The organism is Acinetobacter sp. AOR43_HL (assembly GCF_027854635.1).
GTDB classification, from domain to species: domain Bacteria; phylum Pseudomonadota; class Gammaproteobacteria; order Pseudomonadales; family Moraxellaceae; genus Acinetobacter; species Acinetobacter pittii.
In genome coordinates, this window is sequence record NZ_JAKTHX010000032.1 from 186258 (window position 1) to 208237 (window position 21980).

General features: G+C 39.8%; 19 protein-coding genes and 1 pseudogene. 7 read left to right on the forward strand and 13 right to left on the reverse strand.

What is annotated here, in order from left to right:
• Nucleotides 1–33 precede the first annotated feature (33 nt).
• From MKL33_RS16115 to MKL33_RS16135, 5 genes and pseudogenes are all read right to left on the reverse strand, one after another.
• The gene (locus MKL33_RS16115) at nt 34–375 is read right to left on the reverse strand and encodes a hypothetical protein (RefSeq protein ID WP_270907339.1); all 342 of its coding nucleotides are present in this window, start codon (nt 373–375) and stop codon (nt 34–36) included.
• A pseudogene (locus tag MKL33_RS16120) lies at nt 360–938 on the reverse strand (BCCT family transporter); the annotation flags it as partial. The pseudogene MKL33_RS16120 and the gene MKL33_RS16115, both read right to left, overlap by 16 nt.
• Before the next feature lie 166 nt (nt 939–1104).
• On the reverse strand, nt 1105–1797 hold the full coding sequence (locus MKL33_RS16125) for an ion channel (protein ID WP_032004975.1): 693 nt from the start codon (nt 1795–1797) through the stop codon (nt 1105–1107).
• Between the two features lie 172 nt (nt 1798–1969).
• On the reverse strand, nt 1970–3685 hold the full coding sequence (locus tag MKL33_RS16130) for a cation acetate symporter (RefSeq protein WP_032004976.1): 1716 nt from the start codon (nt 3683–3685) through the stop codon (nt 1970–1972).
• A 1-nt stretch (nt 3686) separates the two neighbouring features.
• Complete coding sequence (locus MKL33_RS16135; protein ID WP_016142785.1) at nt 3687–4019, reverse strand: DUF485 domain-containing protein; 333 nt, start codon at nt 4017–4019, stop codon at nt 3687–3689.
• A gap of 182 nt (nt 4020–4201) precedes the next feature.
• Here MKL33_RS16135 and MKL33_RS16140 point away from each other — a divergent pair, with 182 nt between their 5' ends.
• Nucleotides 4202–7699 (forward strand): hybrid sensor histidine kinase/response regulator, encoded by a 3498-nt coding sequence (locus MKL33_RS16140; RefSeq protein ID WP_270907340.1) that lies wholly within the window; start codon nt 4202–4204, stop codon nt 7697–7699.
• A 389-nt stretch (nt 7700–8088) separates the two neighbouring features.
• The gene (locus tag MKL33_RS16145) at nt 8089–8856 is read left to right on the forward strand and encodes a hypothetical protein (protein WP_064784689.1); all 768 of its coding nucleotides are present in this window, start codon (nt 8089–8091) and stop codon (nt 8854–8856) included.
• Nucleotides 8857–8899: 43 nt separating this feature from the next.
• On the opposite strand, the gene MKL33_RS16150 is transcribed toward MKL33_RS16145, so the two are convergent.
• Nucleotides 8900–9550 carry a response regulator gene (locus MKL33_RS16150; RefSeq protein WP_002122041.1) on the reverse strand — a complete coding sequence of 217 codons (651 nt, stop codon included), beginning with the start codon at nt 9548–9550 and terminating at the stop codon, nt 8900–8902.
• Nucleotides 9551–9926: 376 nt separating this feature from the next.
• Here MKL33_RS16150 and msuE point away from each other — a divergent pair, with 376 nt between their 5' ends.
• Complete coding sequence (gene msuE / locus MKL33_RS16155) at nt 9927–10664, forward strand: FMN reductase (RefSeq protein ID WP_005066848.1); 738 nt, start codon at nt 9927–9929, stop codon at nt 10662–10664.
• 44 nt (nt 10665–10708) lie between these two features.
• Complete coding sequence (gene sfnG / locus MKL33_RS16160) at nt 10709–11821, forward strand: dimethylsulfone monooxygenase SfnG (RefSeq protein ID WP_270907341.1); 1113 nt, start codon at nt 10709–10711, stop codon at nt 11819–11821.
• A gap of 95 nt (nt 11822–11916) precedes the next feature.
• On the opposite strand, the gene MKL33_RS16165 is transcribed toward sfnG, so the two are convergent.
• Complete coding sequence (locus tag MKL33_RS16165; RefSeq protein ID WP_270907342.1) at nt 11917–12330, reverse strand: Lrp/AsnC family transcriptional regulator; 414 nt, start codon at nt 12328–12330, stop codon at nt 11917–11919.
• Nucleotides 12331–12435: 105 nt separating this feature from the next.
• On the opposite strand from MKL33_RS16165, the gene MKL33_RS16170 reads away from it, so the two are divergent.
• Entirely contained in the window at nt 12436–12978 is a 543-nt protein-coding gene (locus tag MKL33_RS16170) for a cysteine hydrolase family protein (RefSeq protein WP_057068968.1), read from the forward strand.
• Between the two features lie 43 nt (nt 12979–13021).
• On the opposite strand, the gene acs is transcribed toward MKL33_RS16170, so the two are convergent.
• Complete coding sequence (gene acs, locus MKL33_RS16175; RefSeq protein ID WP_270907343.1) at nt 13022–14971, reverse strand: acetate--CoA ligase; 1950 nt, start codon at nt 14969–14971, stop codon at nt 13022–13024.
• 294 nt (nt 14972–15265) lie between these two features.
• On the opposite strand from acs, the gene MKL33_RS16180 reads away from it, so the two are divergent.
• Both MKL33_RS16180 and MKL33_RS16185 read left to right on the forward strand, forming a co-directional pair.
• Nucleotides 15266–15841: a DUF805 domain-containing protein gene (locus MKL33_RS16180; protein WP_270907344.1), complete on the forward strand. Its 576-nt coding sequence runs from the start codon at nt 15266–15268 to the stop codon at nt 15839–15841.
• A gap of 112 nt (nt 15842–15953) precedes the next feature.
• Nucleotides 15954–16934: a mechanosensitive ion channel family protein gene (locus tag MKL33_RS16185; protein WP_086264730.1), complete on the forward strand. Its 981-nt coding sequence runs from the start codon at nt 15954–15956 to the stop codon at nt 16932–16934.
• On the opposite strand, the gene MKL33_RS16190 is transcribed toward MKL33_RS16185, so the two are convergent.
• The 5 genes from MKL33_RS16190 to prfB all read right to left on the reverse strand — a co-directional run bounded on the left by MKL33_RS16190 (nt 16914) and on the right by prfB (nt 21774).
• Nucleotides 16914–17621, reverse strand: a complete 708-nt coding sequence (locus MKL33_RS16190) for a 16S rRNA (uracil(1498)-N(3))-methyltransferase (RefSeq protein WP_262442040.1) — start codon at nt 17619–17621, stop codon at nt 16914–16916. The two genes, MKL33_RS16185 and MKL33_RS16190, sit on opposite strands and share 21 nt — an antisense overlap.
• Nucleotides 17618–18910, reverse strand: coding sequence for a 3-deoxy-D-manno-octulosonic acid transferase (locus MKL33_RS16195; RefSeq protein ID WP_270907345.1), 1293 nt, complete (start codon nt 18908–18910; stop codon nt 17618–17620). The genes MKL33_RS16190 and MKL33_RS16195 overlap by 4 nt, the downstream gene beginning before the upstream one ends.
• A gap of 157 nt (nt 18911–19067) precedes the next feature.
• Nucleotides 19068–20126, reverse strand: a complete 1059-nt coding sequence (locus MKL33_RS16200) for an alkene reductase (protein ID WP_206218697.1) — start codon at nt 20124–20126, stop codon at nt 19068–19070.
• Between the two features lie 28 nt (nt 20127–20154).
• Nucleotides 20155–20457: an ArsR/SmtB family transcription factor gene (locus tag MKL33_RS16205; protein WP_002121891.1), complete on the reverse strand. Its 303-nt coding sequence runs from the start codon at nt 20455–20457 to the stop codon at nt 20155–20157.
• Between the two features lie 221 nt (nt 20458–20678).
• Nucleotides 20679–21774 (reverse strand): peptide chain release factor 2 gene (gene prfB / locus MKL33_RS16210; RefSeq protein ID WP_099475557.1). Its coding sequence is split into 2 segments (ribosomal slippage): nt 20679–21701 and nt 21703–21774, totalling 1095 coding nucleotides; the frame shifts between segments, so codons are not numbered across the junction.
• Nucleotides 21775–21980: the final 206 nt, after the last annotated feature.

Below are 21980 nucleotides of genomic sequence, written 5' to 3' on the forward strand. Positions count from 1 at the left end.
GGCTAGAAGGTTAAATGACCTCTAGCCTGATTATTATTCATCCAATTCTTCTTCTAAATTCTCTAAACGACCATAATTAAATTTATGTGCAGGAATAAAAATATAATCTAATGCTGAAGTATTTATAAAAATTGACCTATGATATCCCTCTGTAGGTAAATAGATAATTTCGTCTGCATCTTCTGGATCAATTTCAAGACAGGAAAAAGCCTCATACAACTTGCGATCCTCAAACATCGGTTCTCTTCTTATTTTTCCATTAGTAAATTGCCATTGAATTTCTGTTGCTCTGGCATACAATTTTTTTAGTTGTTTAGCTACATTTCTTTTAACCTTTTCCCTATCTTCCTTCTTTATATGACCTTGTTCCCCCAAGGCCCATAAATCTTCTTACCAATGAGAGGATAAAGGGCTGAACGGGTCTTTAACGGTAAATTATGTCGATAAGCAAAATAAGCCAATGCCAATCCGACCACTGCGTAAATAGCCCACGCATGCAAGCCCCAGTGGAAGAAGGTCACCCTTAATGCTTGCTGTGCTGCCTCAATAGTCTGAGCATCTCCACTTGGTGGATTAACATAATGCATGACAGGTTCGGCAACCCCGAAGAACATGAGACCGATACCCATCCCTGCTGTAAACAGCATGGCAAACCAAGACCCATTATTGTATTCAGGCTGACTATGGTCAGGTCCTAATTTAATTCGACCTATTGATGAACAGGCGATATAAATCAATAAAATGAGAAAGAAGGCTACAGATAAAACATAAAACCAGCTAAATGAATCGATGATCCATTGTTTTAATTGCTGCGTTAGAAGTTCAAAAGAACTCGGGGCGATCACCACAACTGCCAAGAACAAAGCAATGATAATGACCGTACCAAAAAATACGTTAGGATTAACGTTTGCGAACCAACCTGGTTGTTTGGAAGGCATAACTCCTCCATGTTATTTTAATGAAAAGTGACAGGCATAAAGCCAATAAAGACATTCACAGAATGAACAAAGTTAAATCTTTCAATAGAGAAAGCCGATAATACTTTAAATAAACTTAAATAATATTGCAGTTACAAAGGTGTAAAAAATTAAAACACCTTCTCCTTTATTTGTCAGAATCTTTCTTTGTTGGGTGGGCAATGTACTGTAGAGCAATTAAACGTGTGACAATCAAAGCAAGATACATCACGCCACAAAACATTTGTAGCATGGCCAAAACGCGTGCTGGTGGACTAAGTGGCATTAAATCAGATAAGCCTGTTGCTGACTGTAAGCTAAAGCTCAGGAACAATAGATCTAACCAAGTCTGTAAATGATGAACATTGTTTGGGTTTTGGAAGCTAGCCGGAATCAATAGCTGACAAATGTTGTAGAGGAATGCAAAGCCCCAAGCAAGCAAAGTAAAAACCGCGGCGGCTGCAAATAATTCATCTCTTGTTAAATATCGATCAGCAAACATATAACGAAATAAACCGTAAGCAGCCGAAAAGTAAGCTAGCGCTTCACAGCTATGGGCAAAAATCTGGATCGTTAAATTGTTATAGCCTAATAAAATAAAGACTGAGGATATAATCGCTCCACTGACAAAAGTTAATCCCAGAAAAGTAAACATTGGGGTTTGACGAATGACCTTGGCAATAATAAGTAAGGCAAGCACTCCTAAAGCCCACGTTAGGGTCCGGTAAAATACATCATGAAAAGTGAGCATGGCCAAAATGAGTAGGATAAATTGCACAAGCAGCAACCATGCAGAAGGTAGCAGTCGAAAGCTCGCCCAGAAGTCCATAATAGATCGCATTTAATTATTTTCCTTTTTCATTATGTTTTGAATTATAGGAAATCATACTGTACAAAAAATAGGACAAACAAGTTGTTCTTTATTAAAGAGCTTCTTTCACTTTAATGTATGAGATCAACAAAAAAAGCCCCGCAGGGCTTTTAATGAAATAGATATTTAATCCATTTTGATTTTAGTGATCTGAGGCACCAGAAGCACCGATACCTGTCATTGAACGAACGTATTGGGCATCGAATGCAGCACGCTCTTTTTTAGCACGTGCAGAGTTGTCAGTCACCGAGAAGAACCAACAGCAAAGGAATGACAATGGCATAGCAAATAATGCAGGACCATTGAATGGGTTAACTGGTGTATCAGAGATTTTTAAAGTATCTACCCAAACCGCTTTAGACAGAACAATAAGGACTACCGCTGTTACAAGACCAACCACACCACCGATAACTGCACCACGAGTAGTTAAACCTTTCCAGAACATTGAAAGAACAAGAATTGGGAAGTTTGCACAACATGCCACAGAGAACGCTAAGCCCACCATGAATGCTACGTTTTGCTTTTCAAACAAGATACCCAAAATCATGGCAAAGATTGCTAAACCAAGTGTCGCAATTTTTGACATACGAAGTTCTGAAGCTGGAGTCGTTTGACCTTTCTTGAATACGTTAGCGTATAAGTCATGTGAGATTGCAGATGCACCTGAAAGTGTTAAACCAGCAACAACAGCAAGAATCGTTGCGAACGCTACTGCTGAAATGAAGCCCATGAATAAGTCACCGCCTAAAGCATCACTTAAATGCACGGCTGCCATGTTGTTACCACCAACAAGTTCAAGCTTGCCTGATACTGCCATTTTTGCAACATCAAGGAATTGAGGGTTGTTTGATACGAAAAGGATCGCACCGAAACCAATAATGAAAGTTAGAAGATAGAAGTAACCAATGAAACCTGTCGCAACCACAACTGATTTACGCGCTTCTTTTGCATCTTTTACAGTGAAGAAACGCATAAGAATGTGTGGAAGACCCGCTGTACCAAACATGAGTGCCAAGCCAAGAGACAATGCATCAATCGGGTTTGCGGCAAGTTTACCCGGACCCATAATTTTTGCAGCTTCTTCAAAGCTTACGCTGTGAACTTTACTGAATACTTCAATTGATTGAGTGAACATGTTGCTGAAGCTGAAACCAACCGCTTTCATCACCATGAATGCCATGAAAGTCGCACCACTAAGCAACATAACCGCTTTAATGATCTGTACCCATGTCGTTGCCAACATGCCACCAAAAATTACGTATGCCATCATTAATAGACCAACGATGACAACAGCGATGTTATAGTTCAAACCAAATAGTAATTTGATGAGCTGGCCCGCGCCTACCATTTGAGCGATCAAGTAGAATGCCACAACCACAAGCGAGCTTAAGGCAGCTAAAGTACGGACCGGTTTTTCTTCGAGACGGAATGACACTACATCTGAAAGGTTGTATTTACCGAGGTTACGTAAACGCTCTGCAACCAAGAATAAAACGATTGGCCAACCTACCATAAACCCAAGAGAATAAAGTAAGCCATCAAAACCCGAACTAAACACCATCGCGGAAATACCAAGGAAAGATGCTGCTGACATATAGTCACCGGCAATTGCCAATCCGTTTTGAAAACCGCTGATTCCGCCCCCTGCGGTATAGAAATCTTGTGCTGATTGAGTTTGTTTTGCAGCCCACTTAGTAATAAACAAAGTGAAACCAACAAAGATGACAAACATGATGATAGCGTGCCAGTTAGTGGCTTGCTGTTCGGCTTCACCCAAATCTGGACCAGCCATAGCAACAGTTGAATATAGCGATGCTGCTGCCAATAAGGCTTTCGCTTTTAATGAATTCCATTTCATATTAGTGTAATCCTTTCTCATGCGTGATGGCTTCAACTTCCTTCAACGCTTCTTCACTCAACTGGTCAAGGGTATTATTTGCGATATAGGAATACACGCCACACAGTAGGAAAGATAAAACGATAATTCCTAAGCCTAGTGGAATACCCCATGTCGTTACACCACCACTAAATGAACTCATCAAAAATTCTTTGTTGTAGCCAACAAGTAGCATAAAGCCCACATAAAGCACTAACATAATGATTGTGAGCGTCCAGCTTAATGCACTTTTTTTCTTGACCATTTTCTGAAACTTTGGATTGTGTAGAATCTTTTCTACTTGGCTTTGATCCATAACCAAACTCCTTGCCCTGTGCCCAACCTTGGCCACTTTTTTAATAGTAGTTTCTCATTATTCAAATTAGCAAAATTACGTGTAATTCGTAACTTAGACTTTGGTCGTTAAAATTTAATCAATTTATAGCTTTGTTTCTGCTTGCGGTATGATAGGCACAAGGTTTTAATCATGTAGGTCATATGAACAGCTGGCTGATTATTGGGGTACTCACACTTTATATAGCACTCTTATTCATTTGTGCTTTTTTTGGCGAAAAGCATGCCAGTCGCCTAAGTACACGTGGCCGCATGTTTTTGTTCAGCTTAACCTTAGGTGTTTACTGTTCATCTTGGACATTTTATGGTGCAACCGGAGCTGCCGTCCGAGAAGGCGTCATTTTCTTACCTATTTATTTAGGCCCGCTGTTATTTGTTTGGTTTGGTTACGATATCTGGCGACGTTTAGGCCGAGTACGTCAACACCACGCGATTTCCTCAATTGCTGACTTTGTTGCTGCACGTTATGGCAAAAGCGGCGTCTTGGCTTCACTGGTTACGATCTTGGCAGTTATTGCGATTATTCCCTATCTTGCCCTACAGTTACGCGCAATTGCCTTAAGTACATCAGTCATATTGGAGCAAAATGCTCATATTCATACGACCACCAATAGCGTTTTGCTTTTAACTAGTGTCCTTGCGATTTTAGCCATGATCTTCGGTACAAGGCAGATTGCAAACACTGAGCAGCATGGTGGCCTCATGTTAGCGGTGGCATTTGAATCTTTTGTAAAATTATTCGCCCTAATCTGTGTCGCTTTATTTTTTATTTTTGAAGCACCCGCGAACTTAGTACAAGTCTCAGCCGACGTAAACCAAACCTTTCAAGAAGTTCAGTTATTCGGGGTGCCTGAAACTTTCTGGATTCAGACATTATTGGCAGGTCTGGCAATTATCTGTTTACCCCGTCAGTTTCATGTGGCTGTTGTCGAATTACGCGATGAAAAGCATATTCGTGGTGCACGTAAATGGTTTGCGGCTTATCTCATTTTAACGATTTTAGCTATTATCCCGATTGCAAGCTGGGCTTTGCATGCAGCGCCAAAGTTCCTAACTGTGCCTGATGTGGCAGTACTCTCATTACCATTGAGTTATAACCAAGAATGGTTAGCCCTACTGGCCTTTTTAGGTGGGTTCTCTGCCTCAACAGGCATGTTACTGGTGTCATCAGTTGCATTATCTATCATGCTCAGTAATGACTTGATTATGCCCGCACTATGGCGTTTTAAGCTGCTATCACGTCACGATAAACATTTACCTAAAGTTCTTAAATTCAGCCGTCGTATTAGTATTGTCGCGGTGATGTTACTTGGCTTTTTATTCTTCCATTTCTTTAATGATATTAACCAGCTTTCAGTATTTGGTTTATTGGCATTTAGTGCGGTTGCTCAATTCGCTCCTGCACTAATTGGAGGATTGTATTGGCGAGGTGGAAGTCGCCAAGGCGTTTATGCAGGTCTTATTGTTGGCTTTTTAATGTGGAGTTACACATTACTATTTCCAACCATCTTACGTAGTTTACCAGAAGCCTATCAAGAAACAGCCCAAAGTATTTTGCTTTTTGGCCCTTTTAGAATTAACGCCTTACGTCCAGAGTCACTTTTTGGCTTTGAGTCATTTGCACCACTTACACACGGTGTAATCTGGTCACTCGGTTTAAATATTGTTTTATATATTTGGATTTCTAAACTTTACCGCCCAAGTGTGGCAGAACAAATTCAGGCAGAAAGCTTTTTTTATTACGAAACTAAGCCCCTGCCATCACCGCACACTTCTACCGACTTAACTTATTTACCGCACGATGCTGCACGTTTAAAAGTAGGCGATTTGTTCGCCCTTGCTAAAAGAATTACAGGTGAGCAACCCACAACACAAGCGTTCGAGAACTTTTGTGAGCAAAATCATCTCACGCTTAATCCAAATAGTATCGCCAACGGGATGTGGTGGCGATTCACCGAGCAATATCTAGCTGGCATTATTGGGGCTGCTTCTGCACGTACGTTACTTACCACAGCAATGATTAACAATGGTTTGGCATTAGGCCAAGTCGCCAATATTTTAGACCAAGCCTCGCAATGGCAACGTTTTAATCAAAACTTACTGATGACCATGATTGACCACATGACTCAAGGGGTGAGCGTGGTTGATAAAAACATGTGTTTGGTGGCTTGGAATAACCAATATTTAAAACTATTTGGCTACCCTAAAGATTTAGTTTATGTGGGTTGTCCAATTGCCGATCTGATTCGTTATAACGCTGAACGTGGCGAATGCGGCCCCGGTTCAGTCGAAGAACATGTTCGCAAACGTTTGCACTGGATGAAAGTCGGAAGTGCGCATGAATTTGAACGAATCCGTAAAGATGGACGCGTTATTCAAATGCGCGGTAATCCTATTTCAGGTGGAGGCTTTGTAACTACCTTCGCTGACATTACTGCTTTCCGTGCGAATGAGGCAATACTCGAAGCCCGTGTAAAAGACCGAACCCAACAACTTGCCGATGCCTTAACCGAGCAACAGCTCGCGCGCGAACAAGCCGATATGGCTAATATGTCAAAAAGCCGCTTTATTGCTGCGGCAAGTCATGACTTATTACAACCAATGCACGCTGCCCGTCTGTTTAGTACTGTTCTTGAACAAAGCATTGCGACCGAAGAAGACCGTCAAACTCTACAGCAACTTGACCGTGCTTTGTATGGTGCAGAAAGCATGCTCTCTGCTCTACTCGATATTGCGCGTTTGGAAGGCGGCACCATACAACCCAAAAGACAGCCTTATCCTCTGCACGATTTATTAAGCGACCTCGAACTACAGTTTAAATCGATTGCTGCACAGCGAAATATTTTATTAAAAGTTCACGATGTATCATTCTGGATTGACACAGATCCACAGTGGATACGACGCATTATTCAAAACTTTGTAAGTAATGCTTTACGCTATACAGCCAAAGGCCGAGTGATTGTTGGTGTATTACGTTCAGCACAAAAACCTGGACACATTCGAATTGGTGTCTGGGATACAGGTCCCGGAATTGCCGAAGAGCAACGTATTAAACTATTTCAAGAATTCGAACGCTGTGGGCATTTATCACCGTGGGGTGAGCAAGGTTTAGGTTTGGGTCTTGCTATTGTGCAACGCATGACTGGTTTGTTGAATTATCCAGTCCATGTCTATTCACAACTCGATAAAGGCTCCTGCTTTATGATTGAGGTTCCGGTGGTAGAAGCTCCAAAAATGATAACCCCAACCGTACAGGCAGTACCTTTAAAAACCAAAGCCTATCGGATTTTATGTTTAGACAATGATGAAACCATTCTTGAGGGTATGAGTAGCTTATTAGGTCGATGGGGGTATGAGGTTTTTAAAGCCACTGAACCTGAACAAGCACTTGAAATTATTCAAAAAGAAAATATTCAGGTCTGGCTTATCGATCAGCATTTAAACAACAACCAACTCGGTGTCGATTTTATTATGCAAAATCGCCAGCATGATGTTCCAGTTGCTTTAATTACTGCTGACTCTCATCCTGAGTTACCTCAACAATTGAAAGAACTGAATATTGTTTTACTCAAAAAACCACTTAAGCCTGCTTCTCTAAGAGCATGGTTATCGGGACTTAAAATTGCCAGTGAGGTAGATTAAATATTTTCTCTCCCAAACCTTTTAATAAGTTTGGGAGAGATTTTTGGCAAAAATTATTGACCTAATTTAAGCCAATAGGCAGAACTGCTCAAAAAGTCTACTTTTACCCAGTAAATCATTGACCAAAATTTCCAATGAATCTTTTTCTATGGCAAAGCTCACCTTTTTTGTAAGTGAACACTTGTATACTTAGTTACAATTTCATAAATTACTGTTTTTTAAAATTATAATTAGTCAAAAACAACCATATAAGACTTTAGTCGTATTCTACTTGCATTCTTCCTGACACATAAATATTCAAAACCTATTTCTTAAATGTACAGTCATTTTTATAACCCATTTCCATATTAAGCACCCCTGCTCACGAATTAATGCAAAGGACAATTGCCATGAATATTTCTGATAACAGCCCACAAGGCCAACTTTCGTCTCAACAGTTTTATCGCCAATACAGTGCCAATGCTTTACTTCCTGAACTAGATTGGCAAAGTATTTTCCCTCACAGCAAGCTCAATGAAGCAAACATCAAAGCGTTAAATACAATTTATCAATGTGCCGTCCCGCTAGCACTTAATGTATTTCATGATCTAAATTTTGATGTATTTGCACCTGCGGCTTATCATCCCCAAGGTTTAGGTTTATTTGATAAATTGGCACAACAAGAAGAAAATTTCTTAAAAGTTCTTAGTGCTGAAAGTGAAAATCTTGACCATGACACACGCCATCAAATCTGGAGTATGCTACTTCGTGGCGGTGCTGTACTCGTTTTCAAAGCTTGGCTTGGTCATGTCAAACTCGGCGAGAATCAGTTAGATATGACGCAGTTTGATGAATTGTCTGATTTACTCTTTATTAAAACGCACCCAGATCAACTTGCTGAACGTCTACATGTTGATGAAAAAGCAAAACTCGACCACATCTTCTTAATGTATGGCAACGATATTTTCCTTGATAGATTCAACAGCCTAGAAACAGCTGCTCTATTTGTTGATTTAGGTGTTTATGATGCGGCGTTCTTAAGCTTGCGTGATGACCGCGTGGCTGAATATTTAAAAATGAAACGCTATGTGACTCAGGAACAAATTGATGATTTGCAATGCGCGCTTAATCCATTGTACTGCGACAGCTTAACACCAAAGCAAGATTGCCTTGCTTAAGTAGCACCCATAAAAAAGACCTCAATCGAGGTCTTTTTTTCTTTTAAATTTTCTTATCTTCAATATTGAGTGCACTAATTGCCAATACGGCTTGTGTACGGTTTTGCACACCTAATTTTCTAAAGATAGCCGTTACGTGAGCTTTAATCGTTGCTTCTGAAACATCAAGCTCGTATGCGATCTGTTTGTTTAACAAGCCTTCCGCAACCATCATCAAAACACGGAATTGCTGAGGTGTTAACGATTGAATACGTTCAGCTAAAGCAGTTTCATCTGCTGCTCTTGGGTCAAGGTTAAGATTAGATGGCAAGTTAGGTGGCAACCAGATATCACCCTCTAAGACTTGACGAATCGCTTCACCAATATGGCTTGGATGAGCCGACTTAGGAATATAACCCATTGCACCATGTGCAATTGCACGCTGAATAATTGAAGTTTCTTCATGTGCAGAAACAACAATAATCGGAATAGATGGATACTGTGCTCTTACATAAACCAGAGCCGAAAAGCCTGAAGCACCCGGTAAATTTAAATCGAGTAATACTAGATCAGGTTCTGCCCCATTTTCCAAACGCTCATAAAACTCATCAACCGAGGCTGTTTCATGAATTTGTGCCTGTGGCAGGCTATAACGTACTGCTTGAATTAAAGCATGACGAAACAAAGGATGATCATCAACGATTAAAATATTCATAAGCGATTAAAGTAATCTTGAGCATAAGTATGGCCTATTGTAACCCTACTATTTAGATGAAAGATACGTTCATCTTATCCATTTTTATGCAAAATGTTGATAAATGCAGAACTTAGCCAAGATTTTCAGATGTTTTTTAACTTTTAATCAAAATTAATCTGTTTTTTATATAAGCTTCCTTTTTATTATAAAAAATATATCACCTATAATTATATAAAATAAAAACAGCAACTTAATAAAAAAACAAAGTATAAAAATCCACTATTTATCTTTTATATTTAAAACTGATAAGGTTGACCAATTTCGTTATTTTACAGTTTACCGTCGTTGTTGATTAATAAGTCCAATCTCTTGTTTTAGGCTTAGGAACCAAATTATGACTGGTATCACATCACCAAAACCTTTAAATATCGTTGCTGTTTCTGGTGGCTTAAATACCCCATCTAAAACGGAAAGTCTGGTTCAAGCCATTCTTGATGAATTATCAGAAGCAATCGATATTAAAGTTCACTTTATTAAATTAAGCGAAATCGGGCCTCTATTAGGCGGCGCATTTTATCGCAACCAACTTCCACAGCGTGTACAAGATGACCTTGCAGCAGTTGAAGCAGCTGATGCTTTAATTGTAGGTACACCCGTTTACCGTGCTTCTTTTACAGGTCTTTTCAAACATTTCTTCGATTTTGTTGAACAGACTGCTTTAGTCGATGTGCCTGTACTTTTAGCAGCATCGGGCGGTAGTGATCGTCATGCACTTGTACTTGAACATCAACTTCGCCCATTGTTCAGTTTCTTCCAAGCACAAACTTTACCAATTGGCGTATATGCGACAGATCGTGACTTTACTCCGGAATATACGGTGAAAAGCGAGCAACTATCAGACCGGATTACGTTAGCAGTGGCACGCGCATTGCCAATTTTAGAATGGGCGCCAGCGAAAGGTAAACGCGCTGAAGTGGTTAAATCTAAATCACAGCAAGCAAATCAAGAGCTTGGTATTAACAAGCAAATTGAACAAGAAGAAGTATTACCTTCAGCGGCTGTACCAGACCTTGATGCGGCAGAATCTCGTTTGCATCACAAGTCTGGCAAATCATTAACACATGTTGCCTAAGCGCAATGTAGCTAAATAAAAAGAACGAATGGGGAGAGCGAACCATGACGCAATTACAACAACCAATTAAATTTGCTTATTGGGTACCAAACGTAAGCGGTGGCCTTGTAGTGAGTAACATCGAACAGCGTACAGACTGGAGTTATGACTACAATGTTCGACTTGCACAGGCTGCCGAAAACAATGGTTTTGAATATGCGCTCACCCAAATTCGTTTTACGGCGGGGTACGGGGCAGAAAACCAACATGAATCGGTAAGTTTCAGTCATGCATTACTAGCAAAAACTGAAAAACTGAAAGTCATTGCGGCGATTCTCCCCGGCCCTTGGAAACCGGCACTTGCCGCTAAACAACTTGCAACGATTGATTATTTAACTCAAGGCCGTATTGCGATTAACGTAGTGAGTGGTTGGTTTAGAGGAGAGTTTGATGCCATTGGTGAAGAGTGGCCTGAGCATGATGAACGTTATGTTCGCTCTGAAGAATTTATTCGCACTCTAAAAGGAATCTGGACCACCGATAACTTTAGTTTCGATGGTAAATACTATCAGTTCCAAAACTACACACTTAAACCAAAACCTCTGCAAAAGCCTTATATAGAAGTTTTCCAAGGTGGTAGTTCACGTGCTGCACGTGACATGGCGTCTCGTGTTTCTGACTGGTACTTTACCAACGGCAATACGGTCGAAGAAATTCAAAAACAAGTAGAAGACATTCGTACTAAAGCAAAAGTAAATAATCACTATGTCAAAATTGGGGTAAATGCTTTCATTATTGCTAGAGATACTGAAGAAGAAGCAAAAGCGGTACTTCAAGAAATTATTGATAAAGCCAACACTGAAGCCGTAAATGCATTTGGAGATGCTACACGTGAAGCAGGTGCTGCTTCACCAGAGCAACAAGGTAACTGGGCAAAATCAAGTTTTGAAGACTTAGTGCAATACAACGATGGCTTTAAAACCAATTTAATTGGTACGCCGCAGCAAATTGCAGAGCGTATTGTGGCACTCAAAAATGTAGGTGTTGATTTGATTCTTTCCGGATTTTTACACTTTATTGAAGAGGTGGAATATTTCGGAGAAAAAGTTCTGCCGCTCGTTCGTCAGTTAGAACTTCAACAGGAAAAGGAGGTAGAAATTCAAGCTAAATCAGCCTAAACACCCCACAGTTAAAACAGTGCAAGATAATAAAAACAATAAATTAAAAATAAAGAATTTATTGGCTCCAAGACTCGGCTTGGAGCCTTTATTTTTTAAGATTTCTCGACTTCTCGAATCACAGTTTCAACTGAGTAACGGCACCATTTTGAAAGTTTTTCGATAAATTCATTTAAGGCAGCGGGTTCAAAATGGCTGACAATCATATAGCAAGCATTGCCCATGACTTTAAAGCATTCATCGATTTGTTCATATTGCTTAACCAAATTTTCAATTTCTTCAAATGCGCGTTGTTCATTTAAATGCAAGTGAATAAATTGTTTATGCGAATATTGAACAGCAATGGTGTAGTTTTTGATAACACCAGCATCCATTAACTGAGCAATTCGAGCGCCCACCGCCTGCCCTGTTCGATAGACACGCTGCCCAATTTCTTTATTTGTCAGACGGGAATCTTGTTTAAGCAATGCAATAATTTTTAGATCAATCGGGTCTAATTCAATATTCATTTTTCATGGCGAAAGAAAACTGGCGATAATGCTTTCATCTGACTATAGCCGATTTTTCAAGCAGAGAATAATCTTGTTTTATCTCATATCAACAAGAGTGACCTCATGAAACAAGCACTACTAGTTATCGATGTACAAAATGATTATTTTAAAAATGGCAAAATGGAATTAGTTGGACCAGAGCAAGCGCTCGATAAAATAAAGCAGCTTGAACAATATTTTAAAGCGAAAAACTTACCGATTATTTATGTACAACATATTAATCCACCACAAGCGAGTTTCTTCCAAGAAAATACAGATGGGGTTTTACTTCATCCTGAACTTAGTGCTGGCAGTAATTCATTAATCGTGACAAAGCATTATCCAAACAGTTTTTTAGAAACCAATTTAGATGAGCTTTTAAAAGAACATAAAATTGAGCAACTCGTGATTACAGGCATGATGACGCATATGTGTATTGATTCAGGTACACGTGCAGCTAAAGAACTTGGCTATCAACCCATCTTAATTGCAGATGCAACCGCAACTCGCGATTTAAGTCATGACGGAAAAACTGTAAAAGCTGAAGACGTACAAACTGCTTTTTTAACTGCGCTGAGTACGTTTGCAAATGTACAAAATACTGCGGATTTTCTAGCGAAATCTTAAATAAGGCTCAATAAAAAAAGCCCCATTGGGGCTTTTTTTAAAATTAATTTTGCTTATCAGGATAAACCGTTGCAATTAACTGATCTACCACAGCAGGCTCAGCCAAAGTTGAAGTGTCACCTAAACTATCTAATTCATTCGCTGCAATTTTTCTTAAAATACGGCGCATGATTTTACCCGAACGCGTTTTAGGTAATGCTGGTGCCCAGTGTAATGCATCTGGTGAAGCTACAGGTCCAAGCACTTTACGTACCCAGTTGATTAACTCTTTACGCAGCTCTTCCGACTCTGGAACGCCCGCTTGCAAGGTCACAAAAGTACAAATACCCTGCCCTTTAATGTCATGCGGCATGCCCACCACTGCTGCTTCTGCTACTGATTCATGTGAAACAAGAGCACTTTCAATTTCAGCAGTACCTAAACGGTGGCCTGAAACGTTTAAGACATCATCAACACGCCCTGTGATCCAGTAATAACCATCTTCATCACGGCGAGCACCATCACCCGTAAAATAAGTATTTTTAAAGGTCGAGAAATACGCCTCAATAAAGCGGTCTGGATCACCCCAAATAGTACGCATCTGGCCCGGCCATGAATCTTTAATCACAAGATTACCTTCAGCCGCACCCTCTAGCTCATTTCCTTCACCATCTACGATCGCTGGCTGAACACCAAATAATGGGCGCGTTGCCGAACCCGGTTTTAACGCTGTTGCCCCCGGTAATGGCGCAATCAAAATACCACCTGTTTCAGTTTGCCACCATGTATCGACTATTGGACAGCGGCCTTCACCCACGACATTGTAGTACCAGTTCCAAGCCTCAGGGTTAATTGGTTCACCAACCGAACCAAGTAAACGCAAACTGCTACGGTTACTTTCGCGTACATACGAATCGCCTTCTCGCATCATGGCGCGAATCGCAGTTGGTGCTGTATATAAGATAGAAACTTTATGTTTATCGACCACATGACCAAGACGAGCCCATGTTGGATATTGAGGCACACCTTCAAACATTAAAGTCGTCGTACCATTTGCCAGCGGCCCATAAATTAGATAACTATGCCCTGTAATCCAGCCAATATCAGCTGTACACCAGTACACATCGTCTTGTTTTAAATCAAAAACCTCTTTAAAGGTACTGGTTACATAAACTAAATAACCGCCTGTCGTATGCAACACACCTTTCGGTTTACCTGTTGAGCCTGAGGTATAGAGAATAAATAAAGGGTCTTCTGCCTTCATTGGTTCTGGAGGACAGTCTGCATCCACTTCCATAATAATGAGGTGATACCACAAATCACGGCCCGGCTTCATTTCAATTGGGTTTGCATTACGGTAAACCACAATCACATTTTCAACACACTCAGTACCCGGCAACGCTAAAGCCAAATCAACATTTTCTTTAAGTGGTAATAGTTTTCCGGCACGTAGACTTGAGTCTGCGGTAATCACCAGTTTCGCTTGGCTGTCTTCAATACGACTTGCCAAAGAATCTGGCGAGAACCCACCAAACACTACACAGTGAACAGCACCAATACGTGCACAGGCTAACATGGCAATTGCAGCCTCAGTCACCATCGGCATATACAGCACAACGCGGTCACCCTTACCAATGCCATATTTCTTTAAAACGTTAGCAAAACGGCAGACTTCATCGTGTAATTCTTTATAAGAGACAATTTTATGACGAGAAGGATGGTCACCCTCCCAAATAATTGCAGGTTTATGCGGATGTTCTTTAAGATGCCTGTCTAGGCAGTTTGCTGATACATTCAACTCACCATCAGCAAACCATTCAATTTTGAAATTGTCTTTGTCAAAACTGGTATTTTTAACTTGGGTAAATGGCTTTATCCAATCGACAATTTTAGCTTGCTCTGCCCAGAATTCATCCGGGTTCTCGATAGAGTGTTGATAACGTTTAAAGTAGTCTGCTTCAACAGTACGAGCTGTCTTTTTAAATTCCTCTGGTACTGGATAGATCTCATTCATACGCAACTTCCTTGATCTTGTGCATCCCATCTCGAGACTGTGGCTATTATTTTACTGGATCTTATTTGTATGCCTTTTCAGTATGATGACTCTTTCAAAGCCTAGACAATGCGACTTTGGTCATATATTAACCACTTACTCAAGCATACGAAATTATGAACATTTTTATAAAATTAAGTTGATTTAAAACATTTGTCTATAGCTTTTACTTTTATAATTTTTTCAATATTTGATGGTTTTGATCATCAACAAAGATTATTTTGTCTCTCATATGCAACCTAGGAATAAAATAATATGTTTGCCCAAACGACTTCCTCACGTCCACCACAACTCCCTTTAAAAGATAGCCCTTTTTCAATTCATGGCCGTTTTAACCGTATGAGTTATTTAGGTGGGTATGGACTGATTTATTTAGTCACAATTGTGGGCTATTTTATTTTGTCCTCACTTCTTGGAAGTTTTCAACTTTCAAGTAATTTATTTAATTTTGAGTTTTATAGCTCTCTTTCTGGCCTCAGTGCTTTGGTGGTATGGGCTTTTTGGCTGTTCCTGATTTATTTAAATGTTGTTCTCGTAGTACGACGTTTGCACGATCTAAATAAAAGTGGCTGGATGGGGTTGCTGTTATTCATTCCTATTATTCAATTCTTTTTTATGATTTATTTACTGCTTGCCTCAGGTACAGCAGGTCCAAATCAATATGGTCCAGCTCGATCATCAACGTTCATCGAAAAGTTAATGGCTTGGTTTATCTTATTCGCTATTTTAATTAGCCTTATTTCTACCGCAGGCTTTTTTTACTATTTCTCTGGTACCGATACTATAGAAACGCCGACACAAATCTTACAAAAAGGAACGGAATACTTTTAATTAAAAAACACTTTATTATTTAGATGAACTCATTATAGTAGGCGCACATTTTATCTCCTACTATAATGAAAGCCAATCATCGCTTTCATCATTTTTTAAATAGAGACTTGTCGTGGCTGATGAACAAAACTCCTTAACGGATGTTGCAAAAAATACAGGTGAACTTTTGCAAGAAGCAGGTACTAAAACCACTCAAACGGTTCTAGCGCATACCGAAAAGTATCATGATGCCTATACCACTATTGATAAAATCGTGGATAGCTTCTGGGAACGTGTACCTTATATTTGTATCGCGATTATCGTTTTTATTATTTTTTGGCTACTGACCAAATTATTTAAATTCTTTGTTCGTAAAACTTTAGAAAACCGCTCTTACACGCGTCAAAACCTAGTTTTGGTTCTAAATCGTGTAGGAAGTACGACCATTTTATTTTTTGGTTTCTTAATTGCATTAGTCATCATGGTTCCAGGGTTTACACCAGGACAACTCATGAGTGCACTTGGAATCGGTTCGGTTGCAATTGGTTTCGCATTTAAAGATATTTTCCAAAACTTGCTTTCGGGTATTTTGATTTTATTAAGTGAGCCATTCCGTATTGGTGACTCCATCGTAGTCAATTCACTTGAAGGAACTGTTGAAGATATTCAGATTCGTGCAACATTCTTACGCTCACCCGATGGTCGCCGTATCGTTATTCCAAATGCAACTGTTTATACAAGTGCATTAACTGTAAATACTGCCTATCAACAACGACGTTGTGAGTTTGTAGTCGGAATTGGTTATGATGACGACGAACAAAAAGCCAAACAGATTATTTTAGATATTCTTAATAATGACCGAAATGTACTGAGTCAGCCAGCCTTCTCGGTTAACGTTACAGCTTTAGCAGATTTCTCGGTTAACCTGACTGTCCGTTGGTGGGTGGATACCACTGAAACTGACATTTCGTCATCTACGAGCACTATTCAAGCTCAAGTCAAACAAGCGTTCAATGCAAATGGCATTAATATTCCTTACCCTATTCAGGAATTAAAAATGGCTGCAAATCAGCCACCGTTAAACCCTGAACTATCAAGTAAAGAGACGACCTAAAATATAAGAAATAGACGTTTCAGTTCTTAAAATACGGTTGCCTAAGCTCACAGCTTGGCAGCCGTTTTTTGTGAGCAAATCAACTTCATACGGAATAAAGCCGCCTTCGGGTCCAACGACTACACTACAAGCATGTGGAATATTAACTGGCATGCTCTGCCCGGCATAAGGATGAGCCACATAAGCGGGACTTTCTTTTGAAATTAAGCTTGGTAGGATATCCTCAACAAAAGGTTTAAAGCGTTTATATAATTGAATTTCAGGAGCAATGGTGTCGCCTGCTTGCTCGAGACCTAAAGTCACATAGTTATCAAGTTGTTGTAAAAATGGAGTTTGCCAATAGCTTTTATCTACGCGGTAACTATGAATCAAACTAATTCTTTCAACCCCTAAAGTCACACTGTCCATAATTAAACGGCGTAAAACTTTGGGCCTTGGCAAAGCTACGATTAAATGTACTGGAAGCTTTGCAGGTACTGCTTCATCACGAATAGGCCGTATACAAACTTCTTGCTCATTCATCGAAACGATTTCAGTGGTATAACGTGCACCATTACGAATACCAACTTTTAGATTTTGGCCAACCGTAATATCAAGGTGTTCACGCAAATGCTGTAATTGGCGCTTTGAACGGATTGACCACAACTCTGACTGAACATCTTCAGATTCTAGTAAAACGATATTCATGGTTTTTCGGCCAAATACCGGTTAATTACTCCAATATGTTTCTGTAATGAACCTTGGTTACGCTGCAAAACTTTATGCGCCTGCTCAACCACCTGCTTTGCTTCTTCCGGCTCGGCTAAACAAGCCATCCAGATTGCTACAACTTGCTCGGCGTCTTGGGCAATCAGTACACCATTTTCATCAATAAATTCATCAACAATGGTTTGGAAATTAAAATAACGCGGTCCAATTACGGTCGGCACATTCAGAACCATAGGTTCTAAAATATTATGTCCCCCGCCTGGTTCGTTAAGTGATCCACCAACAAAACAGACCTGACTTAAGGCATACCATAGCCAAAGCTCACCCATGCTATCAGCCAGATAAACTTGTGTACTCGTATGAATACTTTGATTCAAACTTCTACGATGAGTAATTAAATCTAGGTCTTGGCAGATTTCAAAAACTTCATCGAAACGTTCAGGATGCCGAGGTACAACAATACAAACTAAATTTGGATCTGACTTTAGATAAGGTTCGAGCGCTTGCAAAATTTGTTGTTCTTCAGGTGCATGTGTACTGGCAATTGTTAAGATTTTGCGTTGCCCCAAATACCATAGCTGGTGTAACTTTTCAGCTTGATTTATAAATACTTCTGGTGCGTGAATATCAAATTTAATATTTCCAACCACCTGACTTTTTTGTTGATCTAAGCCAAGTTCGATATAACGTTGCCGAGTAGCATTATCTTGTGCCAGCACCCAGTCAATTTGTTTCAGCATTTCCGCTGTTAGACCTGAAACGCGGCGATAACCTTTCGCTGATTTTTCTGATAACCGCGCATTTAATAATAAACAAGGTACATGCTGTAGCTTGGCTTGATCAATTAGATTTGGCCAAAGCTCAGTTTCAACCAATGCTAAAAGCTTTGGCTGGTACAACTCAAAGAATTGCTTTAAGAGGTGCTTTTGATCAACCGGCAAATAAACTGCTTGAAATAAATCTAAATAAGGTGATTTTAAAAATAACGATTTAGCACGCGCCTGCCCAGTCTTCGTTGTATTGGTAACTAATACGGCTTGACCAAGTTTAAGATAATGTTCAATTAAGGGCTGCGCTGCATTGGTTTCTCCGACCGAAACAGCATGAAACCAAATTGCTCTCAAATTTTTCGGAGATTCAAACGGCCCAAATCTTTCCAGACATTCCTGATTATATAATTCCTGGCTTTCTGCACGTTTTTTTATCCGCCATTGGTAAAAAGGTTTTAATAAATGGAGTGCGGTGTTATACCAAAAAGGGGTCGCCAAGCGGTTTGCCTCAAATAGTCAAAATTTAAAACTGGGGAAAATATAACATAGATAGAAAAAATGGCAGAGTTTCGATACCTAAACTCTACCATTACAAGAAAAGCGATTTACTGACTTAAGAAATGAAATAGGTCAGTAAATCGAAATCTCAAAGATATTATGACGCTTCCAGCGTTGGATAGTCTGTATAACCTTCAGCACCTTTAGCGTATAAAGTCGTTGGTTGAAGTTCATTTAATGGCAAGTCTTGTTCTAAGCGCTGTAAAAGATCTGGGTTAGCAATATATGCTTTACCAAAAGATACGGCATCTGCCTGACCTTCACGCAAGATACGTTTTGCTGATTCTGGTGTTAGGTTCTCATTGGCAATCCATACACCATTAAATTTTTCGCGAAGTTTAGGACTAATGCTGTCAGCAGCTTCATATTCACGAGAGAAAATGAAAGCAACATTACGTTGGTTAAGTTGTTCAACTACATGACCAAAAGTTGCTAATGGGTTTTCATCACCCATATCGTGTGAATCACCACGCGGTGCAATATGAACACCTACTCGGCCAGCGCCCCACACTTCAATAAATGCATCAACGACTTCTAATAATAAACGTGCACGGTTCTCAACAGGACCACCGTATTCATCATCACGTTGGTTGGTATTACTTTGAAGGAACTGGTCAATTAAATAACCATTTGCTGCGTGTAATTCAACACCATCAAAACCTGCTGCTTTAGCCAGTTCTGCTGAATGTTTGTATTGAGCAATAACTTCTTGAATCTCTTCAATTGAAAGTGCACGCGGTGTTACATACGGACGTTTAGGACGCAATAAACTCACTTCACCCGCAGGTTGGATTGCACTTGGTGCAACAGGAATATCACCATCTAAAAGTTCAGGATGCGAAATACGACCTACATGCCAAAGTTGAGCTACAATTTTTGAACCTTGAGCATGAACTGCCTCAATAATTTTATTCCAAGCTTGTGCCTGCTCTTGTGACCATAACCCTGGGGTGTCTGCGTAACCCACAGTTTTTGAACCAATTACTGTTGCTTCGGTCAAGATTAGGCCAGCATTTGCACGTTGTTGATAGTATTCAACCATTAAATCATTAGGCACTCGGCTTTCACCACTACGCGCACGCGTTAATGGAGCCATTACCAATCGATTTTTGATTTCAAAATCACCAACCGTTAAAGGAGTATTGAGTTCAGCCATAATCGCCTCGACTTACACTTTTAATAATTTAAAGTGTTTGTTTTAAATGTTCGATATATTGCTGAATCAAAGCTTCGTTACGTGAAAAATAAGACCATTGACCATATTTTTGGACCTGAATAAGCCCCGCCTGTTGTAACACAGACAAATGATTAGACATCGTAGACTGAGCTACTTTACCCAAACGTTCAATATGACCTGCGCAAACACCCTTCTCAAAACTACCACCACACTCTTCCACCGGTAAATAATGCGCAGGTTCTTTCAACCATTGCAAAATCTGCCGACGGAGCGGATTGGAAAGGGCTTTGCTAATTGCATCAATATCCATAGGCTCAACACGTCTTTTAAACGAACAAAGCTTTGTTCAGCATTTCGAAAATATAATATCGCATTTTTTCGATATTCATATCTATTTTTTTCGATATTCATATCGTATTTTTTCGATTAATATTCGAAAACTGAACTGCTTTGCCGTTTTAATCGCTAAAAATCCAAGAGTTCTACATATTCATAGATGAACTGTATTTAAACTAAAAGTTCAGCAGACTCTTATAAACCTTGCTTTAAACTCGCTTCGATAAAACGATCAAGGTCACCATCAAGAACAGCACCTGTATTAGAGTTTTCAACACCGGTACGTAAATCTTTAATACGAGAATCATCTAATACATATGAACGAATTTGGCTTCCCCAACCAATATCAGACTTCGAGTCTTCTAGAGCTTGAGCTGCTTCATTACGTTTTTGCATTTCTAATTCATATAAACGCGCACGTAACTGTTTCCATGCGTGGTCACGGTTAGCATGTTGCGAACGCTGGTTCTGACATGCCACCACAATACCTGTTGGGATGTGAGTCAAACGTACAGCCGAGTCGGTTTTGTTAATATGCTGACCACCTGCACCAGACGCACGGTAAGTATCGGTACGAACATCAGAAGGGTTAATATCAATTTCAATATTGTCATCAACTTCTGGTGAAATAAATACCGCAGAGAATGAAGTGTGACGACGGTTGCCACTGTCAAATGGTGATTTACGAACTAAACGGTGTACACCTGACTCTGTGCGTAACCAACCATAGGCATATTCACCTTCAACACGAATCGTTGCTGATTTAATACCAGCTACGTCACCGTCAGACACTTCCATAAGTTCTGCTTTAAAACCATGACGTTCAATCCAGCGCATATACATGCGTAAAAGCATAGACGCCCAATCTTGTGCTTCAGTACCACCTGAACCTGATTGAATCTCGACATAGCAAGGATTCGGGTCCATCGGGTTACTAAACATACGACGGAATTCAAGTTTAGCCAGTTCATCTTCGGCAGCACCAAGCTCAGACTGAACATCTTCAAGCAGGCTTTCATCGTCCGCTTCTACAGCCAAATCTAACATCGCTTTTGCATCTTCAAGCTGTGTAGATAAGCCATCCAATACATTAATAACGTTTTCTAGTTCGCCCTTTTCTTTCGCCATCGCCTGAGCACGGCTTTGATCATTCCAGATCGCAGGGTCTTCTAACTCACGTAAAACTTCTTCTAAACGTTCTTTTTTCAGATCGTAGTCAAAGATACCCCCGTAGTGTTTGGCTACGATCAGTTAAGTCTTTCAATTGGTTTAGATAAGGATTAATTTCCACGCGAGTGTTCCCATAAGAGCAGATAAACAGTCAATTATTTTAGCATAGCTTGCCATACTCAAACAAAAGCCCTCAAACATATTGATTTTCAATATCTCATTAATGAAAAATAAATATAATATTATTGATTTACCCATTAAAAATGCATTAAAATTAACAACTTAAATCTTAATAACTTTATAACATATATTACTCTAGAGCTTTAT